The 18345-nt window shown below is 51.9% G+C and carries 13 protein-coding genes; 3 read left to right on the top strand and 10 right to left on the bottom strand.

Features of this window, described 5'->3' with window-relative positions; translation table 11 throughout:
* Positions 1–5 precede the first annotated feature (5 nt).
* Positions 6–779, top strand: coding sequence for a sulfite exporter TauE/SafE family protein (locus tag AC5OW4_RS06990; RefSeq protein WP_006060361.1), 774 nt, complete (start codon positions 6–8; stop codon positions 777–779).
* 253 nt (positions 780–1032) lie between these two features.
* On the opposite strand, the gene AC5OW4_RS06985 is transcribed toward AC5OW4_RS06990, so the two are convergent.
* Genes AC5OW4_RS06985 through AC5OW4_RS06970 form a run of 4 tightly spaced genes read right to left on the bottom strand, consistent with a single transcriptional unit; the run spans position 1033 to position 4987 of the window.
* The gene (locus AC5OW4_RS06985; protein WP_072683370.1) at positions 1033–2361 is read right to left on the bottom strand and encodes a hypothetical protein; all 1329 of its coding nucleotides are present in this window, start codon (positions 2359–2361) and stop codon (positions 1033–1035) included.
* Between the two features lie 59 nt (positions 2362–2420).
* Positions 2421–3755, bottom strand: coding sequence for a hypothetical protein (locus tag AC5OW4_RS06980; protein ID WP_072683371.1), 1335 nt, complete (start codon positions 3753–3755; stop codon positions 2421–2423).
* On the bottom strand, positions 3736–4632 hold the full coding sequence (locus AC5OW4_RS06975; protein ID WP_072683372.1) for an ATP-binding cassette domain-containing protein: 897 nt from the start codon (positions 4630–4632) through the stop codon (positions 3736–3738). The genes AC5OW4_RS06980 and AC5OW4_RS06975 overlap by 20 nt, the downstream gene beginning before the upstream one ends.
* Positions 4619–4987 carry a GntR family transcriptional regulator gene (locus tag AC5OW4_RS06970; RefSeq protein ID WP_072683373.1) on the bottom strand — a complete coding sequence of 123 codons (369 nt, stop codon included), beginning with the start codon at positions 4985–4987 and terminating at the stop codon, positions 4619–4621. Before AC5OW4_RS06970 ends, AC5OW4_RS06975 begins: the two co-directional genes overlap by 14 nt.
* A gap of 154 nt (positions 4988–5141) precedes the next feature.
* On the opposite strand from AC5OW4_RS06970, the gene AC5OW4_RS06965 reads away from it, so the two are divergent.
* Positions 5142–5945: an amidohydrolase family protein gene (locus tag AC5OW4_RS06965; RefSeq protein ID WP_072683374.1), complete on the top strand. Its 804-nt coding sequence runs from the start codon at positions 5142–5144 to the stop codon at positions 5943–5945.
* Positions 5946–6113: 168 nt separating this feature from the next.
* On the opposite strand, the gene AC5OW4_RS06960 is transcribed toward AC5OW4_RS06965, so the two are convergent.
* Entirely contained in the window at positions 6114–8003 is a 1890-nt protein-coding gene (locus AC5OW4_RS06960; RefSeq protein WP_072683375.1) for an alkyl/aryl-sulfatase, read from the bottom strand.
* Between the two features lie 158 nt (positions 8004–8161).
* Here AC5OW4_RS06960 and AC5OW4_RS06955 point away from each other — a divergent pair, with 158 nt between their 5' ends.
* Positions 8162–8707 (top strand): TetR/AcrR family transcriptional regulator, encoded by a 546-nt coding sequence (locus AC5OW4_RS06955; RefSeq protein ID WP_072683376.1) that lies wholly within the window; start codon positions 8162–8164, stop codon positions 8705–8707.
* 51 nt (positions 8708–8758) lie between these two features.
* On the opposite strand, the gene AC5OW4_RS06950 is transcribed toward AC5OW4_RS06955, so the two are convergent.
* The 5 genes from AC5OW4_RS06950 to dnaE all read right to left on the bottom strand — a co-directional run bounded on the left by AC5OW4_RS06950 (position 8759) and on the right by dnaE (position 17845).
* The gene (locus AC5OW4_RS06950; protein ID WP_295768316.1) at positions 8759–11518 is read right to left on the bottom strand and encodes a glucosaminidase domain-containing protein; all 2760 of its coding nucleotides are present in this window, start codon (positions 11516–11518) and stop codon (positions 8759–8761) included.
* A 401-nt stretch (positions 11519–11919) separates the two neighbouring features.
* Positions 11920–12621: a tRNA1(Val) (adenine(37)-N6)-methyltransferase gene (locus tag AC5OW4_RS06945; RefSeq protein ID WP_295768313.1), complete on the bottom strand. Its 702-nt coding sequence runs from the start codon at positions 12619–12621 to the stop codon at positions 11920–11922.
* Positions 12603–14072: a sensor histidine kinase gene (locus AC5OW4_RS06940; protein ID WP_072683380.1), complete on the bottom strand. Its 1470-nt coding sequence runs from the start codon at positions 14070–14072 to the stop codon at positions 12603–12605. Before AC5OW4_RS06940 ends, AC5OW4_RS06945 begins: the two co-directional genes overlap by 19 nt.
* Positions 14062–14724, bottom strand: a complete 663-nt coding sequence (locus AC5OW4_RS06935) for a response regulator transcription factor (RefSeq protein ID WP_039865057.1) — start codon at positions 14722–14724, stop codon at positions 14062–14064. Before AC5OW4_RS06935 ends, AC5OW4_RS06940 begins: the two co-directional genes overlap by 11 nt.
* Before the next feature lie 37 nt (positions 14725–14761).
* Positions 14762–17845 carry a DNA polymerase III subunit alpha gene (gene dnaE / locus AC5OW4_RS06930; protein WP_295768307.1) on the bottom strand — a complete coding sequence of 1028 codons (3084 nt, stop codon included), beginning with the start codon at positions 17843–17845 and terminating at the stop codon, positions 14762–14764.
* Between the last annotated feature and the right edge of the window lie 500 nt (positions 17846–18345).

Raw genomic sequence — 18345 nt, 5'->3', positions numbered from 1 at the left:
AATTGATGAATTTGACTATTTTGATTGTCACGATGATTGCGGGATTAGGCGCGGGCATTGCGACCGGACTGGCAGGCTTGTCGGCGGCCGCAGTCATCACGCCGATGTTGGTCACCTTATTGGGCTTCAACGCTTATGAAGCCGTCGGCATCTCGCTGGCCTCCGACGTGCTGGCCTCGGCTGTTTCAGCCTTCACCTATTACAAGCACAAGAATCTGGACATCCGCAACGGCTTGATCATGATGATCTCGACGGTGATCTTTACGATGGTCGGCAGCTGGCTGGGCTCGTTAGTGCCGCAGACGACGCTGGGCAGCTTCTCCGTCTGGATCACAATGATCCTCGGTATCCGCTTTATCGTCAAGCCGGTCATGAGCGCCAGCTCCAAAAATCAGACCCGCACCGCGAAACAGAAAGCGTTGTTATCACTGGCCTGCGGCGTCCTGATCGGTTTGATCTGCGGCTTTATCGGCGCCGGCGGCGGCATGATGATGCTGCTGGTCTTAGTCAGCGTGCTGGGTTATGATTTAAAAACAGCGGTCGGCACCAGCGTGTTCATCATGACGTTTACCGCCTTAACCGGCGCTCTCAGTCATTTTGCGATCAGCGGCACGATCCAGTGGTTCCCGTTGATCAGCAGCGTCTTCTTCACCTATCTGGGCGCGATGATCGCCGCGCGCTTCGCCAACAAGGCGGAACCGAAAAAGCTCAATCAGGTCACCGGCGTCGTCCTGTTTATTCTGGGCGTATTCATGTTGGCGATCAAATATCTTGGCTGAATTTTTACAAAACACTCCGTTTCGTGCGGAGTGTTTTTAATCTGCGATTTACTTTCTTTGTTTAAATGAAAATCGAAAGAAACTGAAATTGCATAATCGTGTAAAGGGTAATCGCTTAGCGAACATCTAATATTGAATGTCATTCAAATCATTAATAAAGCTATCCATAAAAGCTGCACGAACAGAAAGTTTGTGCAGCTTTTTAGCTAAGTTCAAAATTAAATGATCAGTTAAATCTTATGATTGTTTCGGTTCATTGTGGCAGACAACCTTCTGGCAGATTTTGATTGTAAAACAGCTGGACAACTTTATCATCGGACAAGGATTCCAATGAAATCGTCTTATGATACGCCATATTCCCCGCAAACGCATAGACATCCAGCGACTTCGCAGCTTCACTGATGTCCATGGTTTGCGTATTGAAGTCATGATTCTGATAAAATTCGTCCAGTTCAGATCTCATATCCTTACGAATTTCGTTTAAAACAGCTGCATCGTGAACAGATTCGATGTCTGCCCGGCAGACGGGATTCACCCCTTCTCCACGCGGTTCGTTATACTGCAGAAAGATCATATCCACTTCGCTGATTTTCTCGATTTGCTGAACTTGAACTCGATAACAGAGTGTATGAATTCCCTGATTGATTCCCCAGGCGGTTAATCCCAAAACGAGAAAACCAAGGATTTGCTTCAGCGATACCTTCTTACTCTGCCGGTACAGCATCATCCCGCCGAAATAAATAACGATGAGCAACAACACTTTAAACGGCTGGCTTCGATATCCTGATATGTCGCTCGTGCAGTTCAGCATCAGTAAAAAGGAATATACTGATAAGAAAATCGGCAGAATCAGCTTCGATTGAAAGTTTCTGCCAACATCTTCGTTTCGTTGCCGCAGGCTGATCCGCAGGGTCAGCAACAGCGCTGCAACACTGATCAGAAAGACAATGCCGAATTCAATCCAGTTCCCGTTTATCCGGATAATTCCGGCAGTGAAAAGCGGATCAAAATCTTCTGACATTCTGTTAAAAGCATACTGCCACGGCGAGAAAAATTCGGGCATGAATGAACGATTGTCAAACAAAAGATGCCGGCTCAGAATCTCAGTACCATCGTTAACGATGGCGATCGGCAGCATGATTGCTCCAGCCAGCGCGATCATGCCCTCAACGGCAGAGCGGCAACAGCTCAGAATGAATAGATTTACCGAAGTCATCAGAAGCAAACCGCCGCACTCATTCAGCAACAGCGCCGTCATGGCGGCAAACGAAAGGTTTTCCCTTACGGCAACAACGAACAGGAGGAGACATGCTGGAACCAGAACCAAAAACAAGATAACGCCAAAGCGCACGAGGATCAACGTTTCCCGCCGGATCGGCAGCGCTCCATACGTATAAGCCGCTTTTCGTCTAAACTGCCAGAACTGAAACACAAATGGAATGATCAGCGACATCGCGGTAAGAACCATCGGCAGGGCTTCGATGTTGATAAAATCAAACGCAAACAACAACTCAAACCCTGAAATCATCAGAAAAAGCGGCAGCGATTGCTTCATCAGATATCTAAAATATTTTTTCGTCATCTTCCCATCCTCTTTCTATGCAGATGCGTTCTTAATCCAGCTTGACGAGCTTCCGCTGATCATCGCGGCTGGCAGCCTTCCGGCAGATCCTGTTGATAAAACAGCTGGACAACTTTGCTGCCGGACATTAAATCTACCGGGATATTCTTATAATAAGTTAAATTTTTATAATCGTGAAAACGCACCTGCATTGCCCGCGAAGCATCATCGTTCCAGTCATCATATTCGTAATAGCTGGCATCTTGATAAATTCCTTCCAGCGAAGTTTTCATCCACCCCCGCAATTCGTTCAGCACTAACGGATCCTTTACCTGATCAACTTCGACCTTGCATAGCAGATTTTCGGGGATCATCCGCTTGTCGTTATATAAATAATATTCCATGGATACTTCGTTCATTTTTTGAATTTCCCGTTTATCAAGACGGTAACAGAGCGGACGAATCCCCAGGTTAATCCCCCACGCGATCAATCCCATCGCCAGAAAACCAACGACCTCTTTACGCGACGGTCTTAAGCTTTGCCGGTAAAGCATCAGCCCGCCGAAATAAACAAGAATCATCAGAAGCGCCATTAAAATCCAGCTGCGGTTGCGCGGCAAACCCTGCGTGCAGTTCATCATCAACAGAAACGCATAAGCCAAGGATAAAACCGGCAGCACCCGTGCTGAGCGGAAGCCTTTCCCGGCCTCCTCATTACGGAATTTCCGACTTAAATGCAGGGTCAGCGTCAGGGCCGCCGCACCGATCAGAAAGACAAGCCCTAATTCCATCCCATCCCAGCGCTCTCCCGTGAAAACACCGGTTAAAAACGCCTGAAAATCGCCGCTCATCTTACTGAATCCATAGGTCCAGGGTGATAGAAAGTCCAGCCATCGGGGGCTGTTAAACCCAAACAGAAGATGCTGACGAAGGATATCGGACAGATTATTAAGGATCGTCATCGGCAACAAGAGATATCCAGCTAACGCAATGATCCCTTCCGCAGCTGAATGGCAGACACTCAGAATCAACAGATTCAGCGAAGTCATCAGAAACAGATAGCAGATCCAGTTCAACATCAGCGAGATCATCGAGGTAAAAGAGATGCTCTCGCGAACGACCACCGCGAACAGAAGAAGGATCGCCGGAACCAGCACCAGAAACAGAACGACGCCGAGCCGGGCAATGACAAATTTCTTTCGATCCATTGGCAGCGCCCCACAGGTGTACGCCGTTTTTCGCCGGAACTGCCAGAACTGAAACAGAAACGGAATCGCCAGCGATACGATGGCCAAATAGGCCGGAAGATTATCCGGATTGATAAAACCGAGCGAGAACAACAGCCCAAAAGCCAAAATCAACGCAAACAGCGGCAGCGATTGTTTCATCAAATATTTAAAATACTTCTCCGTCATTCTCCTCATCCCCCTTCCAAGTCGAATCTGTCATCAGGCTGAAATAATCCTCCAGACTGAGCGGCTGAACGTCGGCCAACGCCGGGGACAGCCCGGCAATTACGCCGCGGATCGCCTGTTCCTCTCCGCGCACAACGGCATTCCAGCACTTTCCGATTCGCTCAGCCTGCACGATTTCCAGCGTCTTCAAATCCAGCTCACACTCCTTAAGAAACACCAGCTGCACGCGAAACAGATGATTCTCCAGCAGATCCTGCTGAGCGACGATCGTCTGATCCTTCATCAAGAAACAATGATCGCAAATTCCCTTGATCTCTTTTAAACTGTGCGAGACCAGCAGCACGCCCATGGATTCATCGCTGATCTTATCCGTCAGACACCGCATGAGATACCGCCGGACGTTCCAATCCAGGCCGTCGAACACTTCGTCGATCATCAATAACCGCAGATCCAGACTCAGCGCGATGGAAAACAACGCCTGACGTTTCTGACCTTTCGACAGACTGTTGATCCGCAGCTTTTCTTCCAGCTGAAAATGCTTTAAATGCTGCGCGAACACCTCCTCATCGAGCGGATAAAACATGCTGTAAAATTCTTTCATCTGACGAATCGTGAAAAACTGACCTTCGTCAAAGTCCTCGCTGATCAAAAACAGCGCTTTCCGGTTCAGCGGTTCATGAATCAGATCTTTACCATCCAGTTCAATCCGTCCCGCTTCCGGTACCAACACGCCCGCGATGCAGTTGAGCAGCGTCGTTTTCCCGGCACCGTTAGGTCCCGCCAGCCCGCAGATCTGACCGGCCTGCACGCTCAGGCTGCAATCCTTGACGATTGCCTTCGATTGAATCGACTTTGTTATGTTATCAACAATCAACATTATTTTCCCCTTCCTTCCTTATGATTTCGATCAACTCGTCCGTGCTGATCTTCAGGGTGCGGCATAACTTCAGCAGCTGCCGGACTTCCGTTTCCACACCGCAAACTTTTCCATTCGCAGGCCGGCCGCGGACAAACACCCCTTTTTTCGGCAGCGTATACAGCACGCCTTCCGCTTCCAATTCCTGATAGGCTTTCTGCACCGTGTTGGGATTGATATTTAATTGCTGAGCCAGCGAGCGCACCGAAATCAATTTTTCATCCGGCTGCAGCACGCCGGCTTCCACGAACCGCACGATCTGACGTTTAATCTGTTCGTAAATCGGTTCGTTGCTTTGCGTATTGATCAGAAACAAGCTTCCGCCTCCAATCTGTATCATCTGTACTATCTGTATTAACTGTATTACTAAAAGGTAAAAATGTCAATCCTGAATTGACGCTTTTCCCCCTCCCTCCTCTTTTCTTTTTTCATCAGCCTTGTATAATCTAAACAGAAGGAGAGATCGGATTATGAAAATATTTGCCAATCATGCGCATGTGTTCCGCCGGGATCAGCGGGCAGACGGAACGGTCAGCGCTCTGCTTGAAGTCATGGATAAAACAGGAATTGAGAAATGCGTCTGTTTCGCGCCGTTTTACGAATGGGGTCTGGACTATAACCCAAACCTGTGGATGGCGGAAGAACTGAAAGCCCATCCGGAGCTGACGGGCTTCGGCGTCGTGGACATCCACGGGCAGGATCTGGCCGGTCAGGTCAGACAGATCCGCGAACTGGGATTGAAAGGCATCAAGCTGCATCCGGCTTTCCAGAAATTTGCGATCGACGGACCGGAAGCGTTTCAGGTTTACGCGGCCGCGCAAGAAGCGGGATTATTTCTGTCGTTTCATACCGGCGTACACTGGCATCGGATCAAGGATTATCAGCCGCTGCTGTTTGACGAAGTCGCCTGGCATTTTCCGGACTTGAAATTCTCGATGGAACACGTCGGCGGGTATTGCTTCTTTAACGAAGCGCTGGCTGTGATCCTGAACAACCGCGCGGAAGAAACCGGCAAGTGCAACGTCTACGCCGGATTAACGAGCGTGTTTGACAACGACCGCAACCGCTTCTGGTATTTGGGTCAGGAGAGAGTGCGGACGCTGCTGCACATGACCAGCGATGAGCTGTGTCTGTTCGGATTGGATTTTCCTTACAACAACGCTGAAAAAATCACGGAAGCGATCAATGAAATCCTGCGTCTGCCGATTGATGAAGACGCAAAGCAGCGGATCCTGGGCGGCAACCTGGCGCGGGTTCTGGGCGTCGATCTCTGATACAATTTTGAAATTATAAAAGTCTTAAAAAGCCAATAAAAAAAACTTGGTCTGCAGGCTGCCTTTCCGGGTTGAAAGGCAATCTGTCCTTGCCAAGTTTTTTTGCTTCCGCGCTGTTCCAGTTTGAAAAACAATCTGTCCTCGCCACGTTTTCTTTTTACTCTTACGCTATGGTTCGATGATCGCGAAGCGTTTGTCAAAATCGGTGATGGCCTCCGTCAGCTCCGCGATACAATTCGGATCGCCGTCGATCTGAATCAGCTTTGCCTGCAGATCCCCATTGCGGGAAAGTATGGCCGCCAGCCCCATTCGCGGCATTGTCAGCGTCGCCCGCGCGTCCTTTTCGTGAATCTTTGGATAAACTAACAGAGCGCCGTGAATCAGATGCACGCAAAACTTTTCCTGAGTGTCCGTGATTGTCAAGTTCAGCTTGATATCCTTGTCCTCCGCCTGTTCGCCGTCGATCAGAATGCCCAGATAGTCCAGCATCATGCGGCTGTCCATACAGCGGGCCAGATCCCCGGAGTTTCTCGCCTGACGGCCTGTTTTTACCCCATGGCGGAGTTCGTCCGCGCCGTTAAGATAACAGTTGCGCCAAGGTCCGGATTCAGCCTGATAGCCCAGTTGTTCCAAGGCATCCGCACAGAGATAGCGGGCTTTCTGATGGTCAGGATGGACAAAGACAACGGCGTTGGCCAGCTGCGCCGCCCATTGATATTCACCCTTTTCCAGTGCTTTTTCCGCTTGTTCCAACACAGGCTCAAGGCCGCCGGCCAACTCGATCAGCTTCTGCCCCTGCTCGGATGGGGTCAGCGGATTCAGATTGACCGGATTGCCGTCATACCAGCCCAGATAACGCTGATAGACCGCTTTGGCATTGTGCGACGGCGTACCGTAATAAGGCCGGATCGTCCACACGCTTTCCAACGACTTCGGCAGCCGGATCGTATGGGAAATTTCATTCGGCGTCAGGCCCTTATTCATATACAGCAGCGTCTGATCGTTAATGAACTTGTACACCGCCGCGGTTTCCTCCAGAATTTCGTTGACTTCCTGATTTCCCCAGTGCGGCCAGTTATGCGCCTGAAATAGCACTTCGGCCTCGCTGCCAAACAGCGCCCTGGCCTGCGTGATCGCGAACGCCCACGCATTGCCGTCGCGGATCTGCGTGCCGCGCAGCGTATATAAATTATGCATCGTCGCATTGCACAGTTCGGCCATCCATAAGGCCTTGAACTGCGGCAGATACCAACACATTTCCGCCGGGGATTCTGTTTCCGGCGTCATCTGGAAAATAAATTCCACGCCGTCGATGATCCGTCTTTCCCCCGTCTGCCGGATTTCATCCGTAGGCCGGATAAACGTGACCGTCCCGCGCGACTGCCCCATCCCGATCCCCATCGCGATCGCGCCGGTTTCGCCAAAATCCAGCGCTGTTCCATACTGGTAACAGGCCCGCCGCTGCATCGCGTTCATCGCATAGACATTCTCGCTTGCGGCGTAATCGGTATAATGCTCGGGCACAATGATTGGAACCGAACCGTTTTGAACCGCTTCTTCGCTGACAATGCCCTTGATTCCGCCGAAATGATCAAGATGCGGATGTGAAATTACAACCGCGGAAACCGGCCGCGTTCCAAGCACGGCATTGACTAAGGCCAGCGCCGCGGCTGAGCATTCACAGCTGATCAGCGGATCGCAGACGATCCAGCCGGTTTCCCCGGCGATGACGGTCAGATTGGACATATCGTAGCCGCGGACCTGAAAAATTCCGTCGACAACCTTGAACAAACCGGTCTGATGATTCAGCCAGGCGTTGCGGTACAGGCTCGGATTGATCGTTTCCACTTCCTGTTCCTGATCCAGACAGGCGATTTTCTGACTCCAGATCACTTCGCCTTCCGCGTTTTTGATTTCCAGATTTTCTACTTTTTTCAGACAGTTGCGCAGCGCGCATTCTTTCTCATGCGGATCGTCAAAATCCAGCAGCGTCTTCATCGCTTGATGAATCTGGCGGGTCGCCTCGCTTGCGGGTTTTGGCAAATCGTTGTATTCCATAACTTATCCCTCCGTGCTTGATGATAAGAAACGGATCGCCGCTTGTCCATGGGCACTCTCCTGTTCTGTTCGATTTTTGGGCAATTTCTCAATTTGTCCAAAAGAATTTGGACAGCGGAACCGGGGTTTGTTACAATAATGAAAAAGGAGTGAGACTGATGGCGACTTCCGAACTGACCCGGCAGGCGCTCTTCAACGCCGTAGAAAACTTGATGCGCAAGAAATCGCTGGATGATCTGCAAATCGGACAGATCAGCGATGTGGCCGGCGTCAGCCGCAATACGCTTTATTATCATTTTTCCGATAAGTACGAAATTCTGGACGCTCTGTTAAAAAGCCAGCTGGTCCCCGTTGTCCAACCGCTATTGACGCGGGAGAGTTGGGCGCGGTCGCTGGAAGCGGCGGCAGCCCAGCTGCGGCAGGATCCGGCGTTTACGATTCACGCCCTGCACACTTACGGACGGGTCAATTTAGGCACGGTCCTGCGCGAGATTTACGAAGGCTTCCTGCGTCAGCAGCTGCAGCTCAGCCATCCGGATTTAAGCGCCAAGGAACAGGGGCTGATCGTGCGGTTTTATACGCATGCGATCGTCGGCTTGCTTCAGGATTGGATCAATCTGGGGATGAAGCAGGACGTCGGCGAAGCGATTGCCGTGATCACCCGGGCGATTCATGAAAACATCTTTCAATCCCGCAAAAAATAAAAATCCGCAGCGAATGAACTTCTGAAATTCATCCGTCACGGATTTTTTTAATTATCGGCGGCGGGTGCGCTGGTGTTTCGCTCTTTTCGCCAGGGCCCGGCGGCGTTTTTTATCCGCCCGCCGTTGTAAAACAAGGACGGTGATAAACAGGACTAACAACACGATCACGGCTGCCAGCGCCTTGATCATCAGCTGCGGCCAGTCTAAACCGTTCTGGGCGATCGTCATGACCTCAACCGGCGCCGCGTCTTCATATTGGTTAACCGTCTGACGGCTGACGAGCACAAACTGACCTAAGGCTTCCGTCGAGAAGGTCAGCGTCGAAGCGCTCTGGGTCGTCGGCATCTGGATGACGTCGCCGGCCTCCAGCCGCCACACCGTTACCTTCTTTGAGCTGTTCCAGCCCTCCGGCAGACTCATCGTCACGCACAGAGGCGTGCGCAGCGTCAGCGTCTTGTCATAGTTCTTCTGTCCCGACACGCTGAACCATTGTTCAATCTCCGCGCCATTGCCGCTGGCAATCGTCTTCACCTGCACCTGGACCTCCGCCTCCGGCACGGTTTCTTTCAACGTCAGCTTGTAAGTGTCCGGGATGCCTTTTTTCTGTCCCGGATTTTTCTGCGGCAATGCCAGACTCAGTCCGGAAACCGCGAACTGGCTGTCTTTGGATTTCAGGATCAGCGAGCGCTGGCCGTCCAGCAGTGGTTTCAGCAGCGCGTCCAGCGAACGGATCTGGACGATCGTCCAGGCCGAAATCTCCGTCGTGTCCAGTCGCTGCTTCAGCTGGATCAGATCGCTCTTCTGCTGCTCCGTGACCGCCGCCGGATCAATCGCGTCGATCAACGCCTGAAGATCCTCCTTGAACGCATCCTGGGCTTGGGTCAGCAGCTCGGACACCTCAATGTCGTAACTGGTCGTCGCCGTGCCGACAGTCACCGTGACCGTCTGCGGTCCGTCGGCGTTCATATCAAATCCGCTTACCATGGAACTGGTCAGCGGCTTCTCTTCCTGCGTTCCATCGGCATACTGAACCAGGACTGATCCATCTTTGAGATCAATGCGCGAACCGCTCGTAAATTGTTGCTTCGGCAGCGAAATCATCGAAATGGATTGGATTTCCTTATATTCTGCCGTATAAACGCCGTTGTTTTCCTGCCAGCCGACAAAGACGCCGCCTTCCCGGGTCGGTTCCGGCGCATACGGCTCGCTGTTTTCCAACAGATCGATTTCGATCCGGCTGCCGCCCTGCGGGAATGTTCCTTCACCCGCGTCAAAGACCGCGGATTTCAGCTGCAGCGTATTCAATCGGTCCGCGTTTAAAATCAGCTGGAAGCTGGATGATGGCAGATAACCGATGCAGTCTTCAAAGCGATAGGTAAAATCTTCCGCCACCGCGGCTTCGCTCTGCACCTTATACCATGTGCCTTCCCCATTCTCAAGCTTTTCCAATAATACCAGCGCCAGCGGCGCCGTCTTTCCTGTCGTGTAGAGTACTTCAGCGGAAGCGGCGGGTTCGCTCAGAATTTTAAGACTGGTGTTTTCCGTATGAATGCCCAGCGTCAGCTGGTTCAGATCTTTCAATCCCATCGCTTCGTCCAGCTGCATATAATAGGAAGCCGCTTTCTCACCCCAATACGGATCGGAGGCATAGCTGACGTTCATCCCGCTGGCCTTGTCGCCGAAGAATCCGCCATGATACTGGAACTTCTTCGGATTGAGATAACTGGCGGAAACATAGGTTTTGGCATGCGATAAAATGGAGCTGCTTAACTTGAAATAGCGCTTGGCGTTGGCCTCGACGTCGCTGTCATACGCCGCGTGGCCGAACAGATTGTTGCGCGTAAAGCTCAGGGAACTGCGGCCGCTGGCCGATTCGTTCATCGACAGCGCCAGCATCATTAACGCATTGGATCCATACAGCGACTGCGCCTGCAGGAACGCGCCTTCCTCGCTATAATACAGCGACTGGTTCAGCGTATCGTGAACGGAATTGCGGTCGCGGTCCTGATAGGAAACGATCGACTGATCGATCCCCAGCGTCTTCTGGAAATAATCCGTCAGTTCCGCTTCCGTGTAAAAGGACAAGGACCGATGGGATAAATATTGATAATAAAAATAAAAGGGTTCCGCGGGATTGACTGACAACGCGGTGCTTCCGTTGTGATAATCCTGCAGCATCACCGCCGGATCTTCATAGAAATAGTGACCGTCGTAGCTGTAAAGCTGAGCAGCACTGCTCAAATATGCCGGAACCGGCCCCAGATCGATCATCGTCGCATAGCGCGAGGACGACTGACTTTGACGGATCTGATGATACAGCCGGCCGTCGCGGATCGTATAGCTGCTTAAATTGCCAGCCTGATCCAGCGGAACCAGCGTCACCTCTGCCAGCTTCACCCGGCCGCGCACGCCGGAAATTTTGAAATCCACCTGCATGCGTGTGAAATCGGTGTCCAGCGCCGCACCGTCGGCACCGTAGCATCCGTTGAGATAACCATCATTGCCCGTGTCGGCATCCTTGTATTCCGTGTTGACCTTGCAGCCTTCCGAGGCGAAGAAGACGATCCCCTGATCCACAGCGATCAGCTTCCCATCCTGCCGCACGCCCAGATTGGCGACGCTGGCGTCATCCCGGTGCTTGGCATAATAATCCGCCGCACTTTTCACGGTGCCAAACGTCTGCAGGACCGTTTCCTGTCCATCGCGGTAATCGACAATTTCGATCACCGTCGTTTCCGCTTTGACCGGCGTTACCGGCAACAACAGGCAGCACAAAAGAAACGCCGCCCATTTTTTTCCTTGTTTTCTCATTTTTGACCTCCTGAAAGCTAGGGGGAACTCGCTTAGATTCATTGTAAAAGTTTTAGCGTCTGAAATCAACTCCGACCGCGCTGCCATTTCTTTCAATTTCAGGTCGGAATGAACGAATTGTTGTTTCTTAATGCGCTTCCTCCAATGAAGATGTGATGAAGGAAAACGCGATTCTGCCCGCTAATCAACAGGAACACACCGCCTTCCCTATGTTTCATCCGAACTCCTTTCAAACTTTTGTACTGAGATCATTTCAGAGATTATTTTTTCCTGCTTACCTTCCTCATTCTTATCGTTTCTTTTTTCGATCTTTCCGGATTTGAGCGATGTTCAGGCGATGCAGGGACGCGATCCTTTCCAGAAACAAAAAACGCCGGCTTTTTTCAGCTGACGTTCTTTCCTTATTCCTGATCGGGTTCCGGCCGCCACAATGGTTCGCGGAAACGCACCGGGCCGAGCTTTCCCTTGCGCAGCTCGGCGATCACCGCCGTGGCCTGACGGGTGCGGCGGTCAAAGACCAGCGTCGCTTCGCGCAGCGTTAACGGCGAGTTCTGCAGCGCCGCGATGATCTGCGCCAGCCGGTCGGCGCGGTGAACCAGATAGAACCGGCCCTTGTCTTTTAACAATCGGCCGCCCGCCGCAAACAGCGTTTCCAGCGTGCAGCCCGCTTCATGCCGGGCTGTCGCTAAAAAAGGATTGCGGTTGACGGAAGCCGGATCCGGCGTCGCGAAATACGGCGGATTGCAGACGATCACATCAAACGGCAGATGACGAAACTCCGCCAGATCCGCGCAGATCAGTTCCGCTTCCAGACCGTTGATCCGCATGTTTTCCGCCGCCAAGGCCAGCGCTTGGGGAAGCAGGTCGACGCCGGTTAAGGAACTTGGCGAAAAACGCGAGGCGTACAGCAGCAGCGCGCCGTTGTTGCAGCCCAGATCGAGCACACTCTCGCCTTTTCGAACAACCATCTGCTCGCCCAAAAGCACGGTGTCCGTGTTCATGCAGAACATGTCCTTGCGCTGCCACAGCGGCAGTCTCAGCTTGGGCAGATAATCCAGACGCAGGTTCTGTCGTGCTTCTTCAGTTAGATTTTGATTTTCCATTCTGCCGAGCGCCGGATCCTGAACCAGAACCGGGAGCCCTTGCCCTCCTCGCTTTCTACCGCGTACTCCGCGTGATGACTGTCCAGGATCGCCTTGACGATCGCCAGGCCCAGCCCGGTGCTGCCGCCGGTTGCCCGCTGATATTTTTTATCAATCTTGTAATACCGGTCCCAGATGTACGGCAGATCTTCTTTCTTGATCCCCTCGCCCTCGTCTTCCACCTCAACCTGAATCCAGTCGTTTTTTTCAAACGCGCGGATCGTGATCTTCTTTCCATCCGGCGTATGCTTGAAAGCGTTGGACAGGAAATTATATATAACCTGGCTGATTTTGACCTCGTCGGCCGTCATCATCAAACTCCGCGGACATTCGATCACCAGCTGATAATGATGCTCGTCGATCATGACCTGGCACAGCGTGACGATATTTTGGATTTTCTGGCTTAAGTTAAACGTACCGAGCTTCAGCTGATAGCTGCCCGACTGCATCTTCGAGAGCTCCGCCATGTCGGTGACCAGATGATCGAGATAATCGACCTCGCGCACGATGACGTCCAGATGCTCGTCGCGCTTGGCCGGGATATCGCCGGAGATATCATGGATCATTTCGGCATACGCCTTGATCATCGTCAGCGGCGTCTTGATGTCGTGCGAGACGTTGGCGATCAGATCCCGCCGCAGCTCGTCAACCTTGCTCAGCTTGTGTGTGGCATCGTTCAGCGTATCCGCCAGCTGGTCGATCTCGCTGAAATAGCTGCCTTCGAAATGAATATCGTAATGCCCCTTGGCCAGCTCGTTGGCGGAGTGCTTCATCTGCACGATTGGCCGCGACAGCTTTGTCGATATAAACAGAGAGATCACAATGGATAAAATCAGCGCGAAAAAAGCCAGAAAGAAAAACTGATCCTGAAAAATCGTCAGCGTGGAATCCAGCGGTTCCAGCGGACTGTTGACAAACAAATAAAAATTCGCCAGATTGGCCTGCACCATTTTCCCATACAGAATCATTTCCTGATCGCTGCGCTGATTCGCCAGCACTTCCGAAAGCTCCCCGTCGCTTAACAGCAGCAGCTCGCGCATCGCTTTTCCGTTGGTCAGGGGCTGCAGCTGCGTCGAGCCGACGGTAATCGTCTGGTTGAAAATACACGAATCCCCCAGCGAATCGGAATTGTAGACCACGTTGCCGCTGTCGTTGTAAACGACAGCGCAGACATTGTTGTTGATCGCAAACTGCGAAGCTTTCTTGATCGTCGCCTCGTCCAGCCATTGATTGTCAATGACGTACTCCTGAATCGTCGCTGCCACCTCTTTGATCGCCGAAATCTTATTGCTTCGATAATACGGCTTGATCAAAAGCAGCTGCGCCCCGCCGACCAAAGCTAAAAGTCCGGCCGCAAACAACATGAAATACAGCCAGATATTAAACTTTATACCATGAAAATCAAGCTTCAAACTTATACCCCATTCCGCGGACGGTAACGATGAACTTGCGGTAGTCTTTTAAATTATGCCGCAGCATTTTAATGTGCGTATCGACCGTCCGGTCGTCGCCGAAATAGTCGTAATCCCAGACTTCTTCCAGCAGCTTCATCCGCGATAAGGCGATATTCTTGTTTTTAACCATGTATAACAACAGATCGATTTCCTTCGGCGTCAGATTCGCTTTCTCCCCATCCACCGTGACGGAGCGGCCCTCGATGTTGATCTGCAGCCCTTCAAAGCGCAGAACTTCGGTATCCTTGGTTTTAAAGCGTTCCAGAATGACCTTGACGCGGGCCATCAGCTCCTTCGGCGAGAAAGGCTTGACGACGTAATCATCCACGCCCAGCTCAAAGCCGAACAGCTTGTCGTATTCCTCCTGACGGGCCGAAAGCATGATGATCGGAATCGGCTTGATCTTTTTAATCTGCTTGCACGCGGAAAAGCCGTCGAGCTTCGGCATCATGATATCGAGGATCACGCAGTCGAAATCTTCCTTCTCCACTAACTCCAGCGCTTCCAGTCCGTCGCTGGCTTCCGCGACTTCATAGCCGTTGATCAGCGCGTATTCCCGGACGACCTCGCGGATCATCTGTTCGTCGTCAACAATAAGTATTCTGGCCATGTGCATCATCCTTCCTTATGGTCAACAGTGTATCGTTTTATTGTGAATTCTGCGTGAAATCCGTGTTCAGCGGCTGCAGCCGGTTGACAAGACAGGAATCTTCCTTGTCCATCTTGCCCTGGAAGTACACGTACTGGCCTTTGTTCAAAAAGGCCGTGCTGCGGGCGTAAATGCTCGGCATGACGACTAAGTCGATCTGCGCGGTTTCATCCACGCCGACCGCAAACGCCATCAGATCGCCTTTTTTCGTGCGATGCTGACGCACCCGCTGCAGGTAAACGAAGCCTTCAATAAAACCGCCCTTCGCCATTAACCGGACTAACGGTTCGGTCTGGATCTGAAATTTCTTTTTGACCTGCAGGATCGGATGCGAACAGAGATAAAAGCCCAGCGCTTCCCGTTCGCGTTCGCTGCGTTCAATCGGATCTTCCTTCGCCATCACCATCACCGGCTTGGATACCAGGCCTAAATCAATCCGTACCTGACCGCCGACCTCAATCCGCACTAAATCGCCGTAGCTGATCGCTTCTTCCAGCGACAGGCGCAGACTCTGACGGTTGGCGTGGAACTCGTCCAGCGCCCCGGCGTCGATCAGCGCTTCGATCATTTTCCGGTTAAGCCTGCGTGTCAGCATCCGCGTGACAAAATCGTAGTAATCCTGAAACGGCCCGTTTTCCTGCCGCTCCGCCAACAGCTGCATGCAGGCAGCCGAGCCGATATTCTTAATTCCGAGCAGCGGATAGCGGATCGCTTCGCCCTCGATTAAATAACGCACGTCGCTGGCATTGACCGATGGCCCCAGAATTTGAACCTGATGCCGGCGGCATTCGTCGATATATTCGGCGGTCTTGCCTTCCGCGCCGATCACGCTGTTAAGCAGCGAAGTATAGAATTCCAACGGGAAATTGGCTTTTAGATAGCTCAGCTGATAGGCAAGCAGACCATACGCTACGGAATGGGATTTATTGAAGCCATAATTGGCGAACTTCAGAATCAATGCATAAACCTCATTCGCCAGTTTTTCATCATAGCCCTGCTGGATACAGCCGCCGATGAATTCCTTCTGCAGCGACTGCAGCTCCTTGAGCTTTTTCTTGGACATCGCCCGTCGCAGCACATCTGCGCGGGCAAGCGAGAAACCGGCCATCTTCTGCGCCGTCTGCATGATCTGTTCCTGATAGATCATTACCCCGTAGGTACTTTCCAGGATCGGCTTGAGATCCGGATGCAGGTAATGCACAGCTGACGGATCCTTCCGGCAGCGCAGATATTCCGGGATGTTTTCCATCGGCCCGGGGCGGAACAGCGCGATCGTCGCGACGATGTCGTCGAAACAGGCCGGCTGCATCTTGCGGATCAGATTTTTCATACCTTCCGATTCCAGCTGGAAGATGCCGACGGTGTCGACTTTTCTTAACAGCGCGTAGGTTTTCGCGTCGTCCAGCGGAATTTTCATAATATCGAGCGGCTGGCGCTGCTGCACGCGCTGAACGATATCGTCGATGATCGTCAGGTTGCGCAGTCCCAGAAAGTCCATCTTGATCAGTCCCAGCTCCTCCAGATGCTCCATCGTGTACTGCGTGGAAAGCAGATCGTTTTCAATCCGGATTGTCGGACAGATCTGCTCCAGCTCGGCGTGGGAGAAGACAATCCCGGCTGCATGGGTGGAAACGTGCCGCGGCAGACCCTCGATCCGCAAGGCGGTTTCATACAGCTCCTGATACCGCCGGTCGGCATAGACCATCTGGTGAAACCGCGGATTCTGCTGAATCGCCGTCTGCAGCGTCATCTTTATCCCAAACGGCACAGCTTTGCAAAGCATGTCAACCTCCCGCAGCGGAATCTCCAGAACCCGGCCGACATCGCGCAGCACCTGCTTGGCGCCCAGCGTACCGAACGTCGCAATATGCGCGACATGCTTTTCGCCATACTTTTCAGCGACATACTGAATCACTTCGTCGCGCCGGTTATCCGGAAAGTCGGTATCAATATCCGGCATGGAAATCCGCTCCGGATTCAAAAATCGTTCAAAAAGCAATCCGTATTCCAGCGGATCCACGTGCGTGATTCCCAACACATACGCGACTAATGAGCCCGCCGCGCTGCCCCGGCCCGGTCCGACATAAATTCCCGCCTTGCGGGCAAATCGGATGAAATCCCAGACGATCAGAAAATAATCCTCAAAGTGCATCGTTAAAATGACGTCCAGCTCATATTTTAACCGCCGCCGATACGCCGGATCCTCCGGCTGTCCCTGCCGCCGTTTCTTCAAGCCGGCCAGACACAGCTGGGTTAAATATTGTTTTGAGGATACACCCTGCGGACAGGGAAACGCCGGCAGCGTCGTCTTCGCCAGCTCCATCGTCACGTTGCAGATCGAAGCGATGTGATCGCTCGCCTGCAGATCCTCGGCGTCATACAGCTGTTCCATTTCCGCCGGGGTGCGCAGATAGCGGCCGTTGACCGACGGCAGCGTTTTATCATTGATCGTCTTGGACAACCGGATCCCGTTGACAATTTTAAACAGCTGGGCATCCTCTGCTTTGCCATAATAAATCTTCGACAGGGCGACAGTCGGAATTTCCTGCGCCGCGCACACCTGCTTTAATAAAATATTCTTCAATTTCCAGAACGACGCGTCGTTAAACGAGACCGCCATATAAAACAACGGCAGCTGCGTCTTCAGCCAGCCCAGCTTATCGCTCAAGCCGCGGCGGTCCTCCTGAATCAATTCACTTTCGACAAAACCGCCCTCGCCATAAACGATCAGCACCCAGTGTTCCAGATGCGCTCGGATCTGATCCAGCGTCAGCGTATTCTGCCCGTCGCACAATCGGCTGGAAGCTTCCATCAGACCGACATAACCTTCATTATCCCGCGCCAGCACGGTCATCGCAACGATCTCTTCTTCAATTTGAATCTGTACTTCCAAACCGAAAATCGGTTTAATCTGTTCCCTCTGGCAGCACTTCCAGAATTCCATCGCACCGTGCATCACTTTTTCGTCGGTGCAGGCGATCGCCTCATAGCCCGCCTGTTTGGCCTGAGCTACCAACTGCGGTACCGTCAGGGTGCTGTTTAATAAAGTATAACAACTTCGCGCATGCAGATGAACACTCATTTTTCAGCACTCCCTTCTTTTTTATTTTACCATAAAGCGGCCGGATCAGCCACTGCTTCACTCAACCGAAGGCTTCCCTTCCGGCTTATTTCCATGCCTGTTCCGCTCCGTCAGGGCAGCGCCGCTTCCATTTTGCGTCATCATTTCTTTTGAGTGAATTATACGAAATTCTTCAGACTCCGTCAATTTCAAATTGAATTTTTTTCTAGTTTGATCGAAACATCCCTCTTTCCGTTTTTTCCAGATTTATTTTTGCTTTTCCAAACTGTCCTTCTTTATTTTTAACCCTTGATTCAGCCCTTTGATTCATCAATTCGATTTCAATGAAGATCTGTGCTTTCGCACAAAGTCGACAAACCGTCTTTTCTGTAAGTGGATATTAGTTTACTTCTAAATCAGATCGCGTTAAAATGAAACATATAAGGAGTGAAAAACTATGAAAATAGCCTTTGTTACCGACAGCGGCATCGGGAAAACCGCGGCTGAAATGGCAGCGGACG

This window comes from Holdemania sp. (assembly GCF_986127675.1).
Note: the sequence above shows the minus strand (reverse complement) of the source record. Positions and strands in the feature narration are given on the sequence as shown.

Excerpts from the sequence above, each read along its gene's own strand:
- AC5OW4_RS06985 (WP_072683370.1), bottom strand. The coding sequence starts at position 2,361 with ATGACGAAAAAATATTTTAGATATCTGATGAAGCAATCGCTGCCGCTT.
- AC5OW4_RS06965 (WP_072683374.1), top strand. The coding sequence starts at position 5,142 with ATGAAAATATTTGCCAATCATGCGCATGTGTTCCGCCGGGATCAGCGG.
- AC5OW4_RS06980 (WP_072683371.1), bottom strand. The coding sequence starts at position 3,755 with ATGACGGAGAAGTATTTTAAATATTTGATGAAACAATCGCTGCCGCTG.
- dnaE (WP_295768307.1), bottom strand. The coding sequence starts at position 17,845 with ATGAGTGTTCATCTGCATGCGCGAAGTTGTTATACTTTATTAAACAGC.
- AC5OW4_RS06990 (WP_006060361.1), top strand. The coding sequence starts at position 6 with ATGAATTTGACTATTTTGATTGTCACGATGATTGCGGGATTAGGCGCG.
- AC5OW4_RS06955 (WP_072683376.1), top strand. The coding sequence starts at position 8,162 with ATGGCGACTTCCGAACTGACCCGGCAGGCGCTCTTCAACGCCGTAGAA.
- AC5OW4_RS06945 (WP_295768313.1), bottom strand. The coding sequence starts at position 12,621 with ATGGAAAATCAAAATCTAACTGAAGAAGCACGACAGAACCTGCGTCTG.
- AC5OW4_RS06975 (WP_072683372.1), bottom strand. The coding sequence starts at position 4,632 with ATGTTGATTGTTGATAACATAACAAAGTCGATTCAATCGAAGGCAATC.
- AC5OW4_RS06935 (WP_039865057.1), bottom strand. The coding sequence starts at position 14,724 with ATGGCCAGAATACTTATTGTTGACGACGAACAGATGATCCGCGAGGTC.
- AC5OW4_RS06950 (WP_295768316.1), bottom strand. The coding sequence starts at position 11,518 with ATGAGAAAACAAGGAAAAAAATGGGCGGCGTTTCTTTTGTGCTGCCTG.
- AC5OW4_RS06960 (WP_072683375.1), bottom strand. The coding sequence starts at position 8,003 with ATGGAATACAACGATTTGCCAAAACCCGCAAGCGAGGCGACCCGCCAG.